The sequence below is a fragment of the Candidatus Nanosynsacchari sp. TM7_ANC_38.39_G1_1 genome (assembly GCF_004138385.1).
In genome coordinates this window covers 1-4023 of sequence record NZ_PQNZ01000062.1, presented here as the reverse complement: position 1 = coordinate 4023, position 4023 = coordinate 1, and the positions used below count along the sequence as shown (strand labels likewise).

The following is a 4023-nucleotide window of genomic DNA, read 5'->3' as shown; positions in this document are numbered from 1 at the left end:
AAGCGCTATACTAAAAATATGAAGGTTAAAATCGAGATAGACACTATAACATTCGTACGTTTTTGGCTGGTAGTAATCGGCTTTGGACTAGCAGGCTTATTAATTTGGAATGCTCGTACAGCGTTAGTAATTATTGGAGCGGCAGCATTCTTAGCACTAGCTCTCAATGGGCCAGTCAGCTGGTTGGCTAATAAGCTACCCAACCGCAGCCGAACTCTCAGTACAGCTATCGCTTTTATCGTTATTGTAGCAATACTAGCGGCAATTCTGTTTTTGGCAGTGCCGCCAATAGTTCAGCAAACAATTAGCTTTTTACAAACTCTACCCGATACGATACGAACAATGTCGGCGCAATGGAAGGGTTTTGGTGCTATAGTATCGCGTTATCATCTAGAATCGCAGATTGATCAAATGGTTGTTTCAATACAAGGAAATGCAACGTCGTGGCTGGCAAACTTTGGACAGAACTTTCTCAGCGGCGTCGGAACGACAATGTCGCTAATCACCGAGGCCTCGCTAGCGCTAGTTCTAACATTCCTAATGCTGGTCGAAGGACCGCGCTGGTCACGATACTTCTGGGGATTATACAGCAACGACAAGCGAATGCAGCACCATCGGATCATCTTCCGGCGGATGAATGCAGTAATCTCTGGATATGTAAGCGGACAATTGATCGTTTCGGGTTTAGATGGTGCTTTTGCCGGCTTAACAGTATTTATCTTGAGTCAAGTTTTTCCAGCAGTACCAGCAAACATCGCTTTGCCAACGATTGCTATCATGTTTATCTTGTCGCTGATCCCAATGTTCGGCGCAGGAATTGGCGGCATTATTGTCTTTGCATTACTGGCAATTAATAGTATGCCAGCAGCGATAGCTTTTGGTATTTACTTCATCATTTATCAACAGATTGAGAACAATGTAATTTCGCCAACTATTCAATCGAAGCGTATTGAACTTTCGCCGCTAATGGTTTTGATGGCGGTAACTATAGGACTGTACATGTTCGGCATGGTTGGCGGTATTATCTCGATACCGATAGCTGGCTGCGCCAAAGTGCTTGCAACTGAATATATCAAGGTCGAACGCCGCGAAGAACCAGCTGCCAAACCGACAAAGCTTGCTCGCCTACTCAAGCGTGTTCGCCGCGAAAAAAGTAAACCAGGGGCAGCTAAATCAGAAACTGAAGCCTAGTAAAGGATTGGCCTAGCCAGCTCACACCATTCAAAAAGAATCTTTTAAACACTCGAGTCTACTCTGGTTTTTCGTCAGCGTACGCCCATAAAGTATCATGTGCGGTGTCTTTGACAACTACGCCGTATTCATTGAGCAGCTCGTCGCGTAATTCATCGGAATTTACCCAATTCTTGTTATCGCGAGCACGGCGGCGTTCTACTAATAACCGTTTACATTCATCATCAATATCGGGAGTTGAGTCCAACAGCTCAAGCCCCAATGCCGCATCAACAAACTCTAAAAATTCGATTAATCCAGCTCTATAGATTTTCTGCGGTGGTTTTTTGTCGAGTTCAGTTAAGGCTTTATCGACAATAGCTAGCGCCCGTGGCGTTTCTAAGTTATCGTTTAACGCTTCTTTGACGGCGCCAATAGCTGCACTCGGCGAGAAATCATGTCGCAGATCGTTGTTCTCGGTATCACTATGTAAGCGATCGTGAACTTGATGTCGTAGACAAGCCACGTCGCGCCAATGTTGTAGCCGGTTATGTGCTGCCTGCAAATTCTCGAATGAAAAATTACCTTCGTTAGAATAATGTCCCTGCAAAATAAACATTCGCAAATCCATCGCTGAGAAACCATGCTGCTTTAGATCATCAAGCGTGTAGCCATTACCGAGAGACTTACTGATTTTGCCGCCATTAATCTTCAGGTGGTTGCAGTGCAGCCAAAAGTTCGCAAACCTTTGGCCAGTTGCCGCTTCGCTCTGGGCAATTTCGTTAGTGTGATGCACCGGAATATGATCAATTCCGCCAGTATGAATATCGATTGTCTTGCCGAGCAAACTCATGGCGATAGCCGAGCATTCCAAGTGCCAACCAGGAAAGCCCATGACTGGCTTGTTATCTTCTGGCGGCGTATCTAGCAAATCAGCAGGCGTCTCCCACTCCATATCGCGCACTTTACCTTTCTCGGTAAATTTCCAGAGCGCGAAATCCCACGGTTGGCGCTTCTCACTGTTAGCATCGACGCGAGCACCAGCTTTTTGAGCGCTCAAATCAAGCTGCGCAAAGTCGGCGTAACGCGGAAAAGTACTGGTATCAAAATAGATGCCGTCGCTGGTTTGATAGGTGCAGCCGCGCTGTTTAAGAGCCCGCAGCAAAGAAATCTGCTGCGAGATGTAATCAGTCGCCTTGGCTATATGCGTCGGCGGAATAAGATTGAGCGCTTTCATGCCGTCAAGAAAATGTTGCGTGTAGTATTCAGCGATTTCCCAAGCAGTTTTTCCATCGCGACGAGCGCCCTTTTCAAGCTTATCCTCGCCTTCATCAGCATCACTGACCAAATGCCCAACATCGGTTATATTCATCACGCGATCAACTGTATAGCCGTCAATTTGCAATGTCCGAACTAGCGTATCCCAATAGACATAGGCTGCCCAGTTACCGACATGTAAATCATCGTAGACAGTCGGTCCGCAAGTATATAAAGTCACTTTATCAGACGATAGCGGAGTAAAATCATCAAGCCGACGCGTCAGAGTGTTGTGGAGTCGTATCATTAATTATATTTTACGTCAAAAATGAGTATTTTTGAAGAGCGCTATTTATTCTAACCATTGCTTAAGTACTACCGCCTGGTTAAACTCCGCATCCTTAGCGCTATACAATAGCGTAACGATTGGATGATTAGTCCAGTCATTTCTCGCCTTGATAGCGGCAGGATTTTCATCTAACTCTTTTGTATAACGTTCTGAAAATTCTGTAAATTTTTCTGGGTCATGATTAAACCATTGGCGCAGCTCATTGGTTGGCGCGATTTCTTTAGCCCACTCGTCTAGCGCCGCTCTTTCTTTACTGATACCGCGCGGCCATAATCGGTCAACTAGCACGCGGTAGCCATCATCTGATGTTGGCGATTCGTAAATTCGTTTAATTTTATAGACTGTCATGACAGTACCTCCTTAACTATAGTTTGTAGAACTGGAATAACGTCCGATTCAAACCAGGGATTACGTTTGCGCCAACCAATATTGAGCGGTGATGGATGAACCAATGGAAAATAATCTGGCAAATACATATTAAAGTCCGCCACAGTTGCTGTCAAATTCTGCTTGGCGCAGCGATCAAGATAATATTTTTGCGCATACGAACCAACCAAAATTGTCAATCGCACATTCGGCATCTGCGCTAGCAAACGCGGGTGCCATTTCTTAGCAAAATCCAAGCGCGGCGGCAAATCGCCGTGTGCTCCCTTGCCTGGATAATAAAAATCTATCGGCATCAGCGCAAAGAGATCGGAATCGTAAAACTGCTCGTCCGTCACATTCAGCCATTGCCGAAGCAAGCGACCGCTAGCATCATTCCACGGCCTTAACGTTTGCTGAGCAATTCGACCTGGCGCCTGCCCGACCAGTACAATTCGCGAACTTACTGAGGCAGAATACACAGGCAACCAACCTCTATTAGTAAAATCATCATTCATTGGATCGGCTGCGATCTGATCATACAAAAGCGGCTTAGAGTGCAGCGTCATTGCAGCTACACCTTTAACTTAGCCGTTCTCGGTACGTCGTGCAACTTCTGCAAGCACTGCCTCGAGCGAGAGCGGATAACCAACTCTAATCACTTCGCCACTATCAGTGACAACCCAAGGAGCTTCACCCATTGCTATGGAATTTTTATCAAATTTACGTATAATCCAGCAGTTTTTAGACCGTTCCATTTTATAAGCATCGCGTAATTTACCAGAAGCTTTTTCAAAAGCTTCCCATGCATTATCTTTAGGCAATTGAGCCTGACTCATGAATGTGTATCCTTTCATAGATTACTTGATATCATATATTAGCAT

General features: G+C 45.3%; 5 protein-coding genes. 1 reads left to right on the top strand and 4 read right to left on the bottom strand.

Annotation, left to right across the window (positions count from 1 at the left end; translation table 11 throughout):
• Nucleotides 1-18 precede the first annotated feature (18 nt).
• A complete protein-coding gene (locus tag G1ANC_RS03835) occupies nucleotides 19-1191 on the top strand; it encodes an AI-2E family transporter (protein WP_129693681.1) in 1173 nt (390 codons plus the stop codon).
• A 58-nt stretch (nucleotides 1192-1249) separates the two neighbouring features.
• Here G1ANC_RS03835 and cysS read toward each other — a convergent pair whose 3' ends face one another.
• The 4 genes from cysS to G1ANC_RS03815 are packed head-to-tail and all read right to left on the bottom strand — an operon-like array spanning nucleotide 1250 to nucleotide 3978.
• A complete protein-coding gene (gene cysS / locus G1ANC_RS03830; protein WP_129693680.1) occupies nucleotides 1250-2734 on the bottom strand; it encodes a cysteine--tRNA ligase in 1485 nt (494 codons plus the stop codon).
• Between the two features lie 45 nt (nucleotides 2735-2779).
• Nucleotides 2780-3124, bottom strand: coding sequence for a DUF488 domain-containing protein (locus G1ANC_RS03825; RefSeq protein ID WP_129693679.1), 345 nt, complete (start codon nucleotides 3122-3124; stop codon nucleotides 2780-2782).
• Nucleotides 3121-3708 (bottom strand): uracil-DNA glycosylase family protein, encoded by a 588-nt coding sequence (locus tag G1ANC_RS03820; RefSeq protein WP_129693678.1) that lies wholly within the window; start codon nucleotides 3706-3708, stop codon nucleotides 3121-3123. The genes G1ANC_RS03825 and G1ANC_RS03820 overlap by 4 nt, the downstream gene beginning before the upstream one ends.
• 18 nt (nucleotides 3709-3726) lie before the next feature.
• Complete coding sequence (locus tag G1ANC_RS03815; RefSeq protein ID WP_129693677.1) at nucleotides 3727-3978, bottom strand: hypothetical protein; 252 nt, start codon at nucleotides 3976-3978, stop codon at nucleotides 3727-3729.
• Nucleotides 3979-4023: the final 45 nt, after the last annotated feature.

Bases quoted from the DNA above. Each gene is read 5' to 3' on its own strand.
- G1ANC_RS03835 (WP_129693681.1), top strand. From the start codon at position 19: ATGAAGGTTAAAATCGAGATAGACACTATAACATTCGTACGTTTTTGG.
- cysS (WP_129693680.1), bottom strand. From the start codon at position 2,734: ATGATACGACTCCACAACACTCTGACGCGTCGGCTTGATGATTTTACT.
- G1ANC_RS03825 (WP_129693679.1), bottom strand. From the start codon at position 3,124: ATGACAGTCTATAAAATTAAACGAATTTACGAATCGCCAACATCAGAT.
- G1ANC_RS03820 (WP_129693678.1), bottom strand. From the start codon at position 3,708: ATGACGCTGCACTCTAAGCCGCTTTTGTATGATCAGATCGCAGCCGAT.
- G1ANC_RS03815 (WP_129693677.1), bottom strand. From the start codon at position 3,978: ATGAGTCAGGCTCAATTGCCTAAAGATAATGCATGGGAAGCTTTTGAA.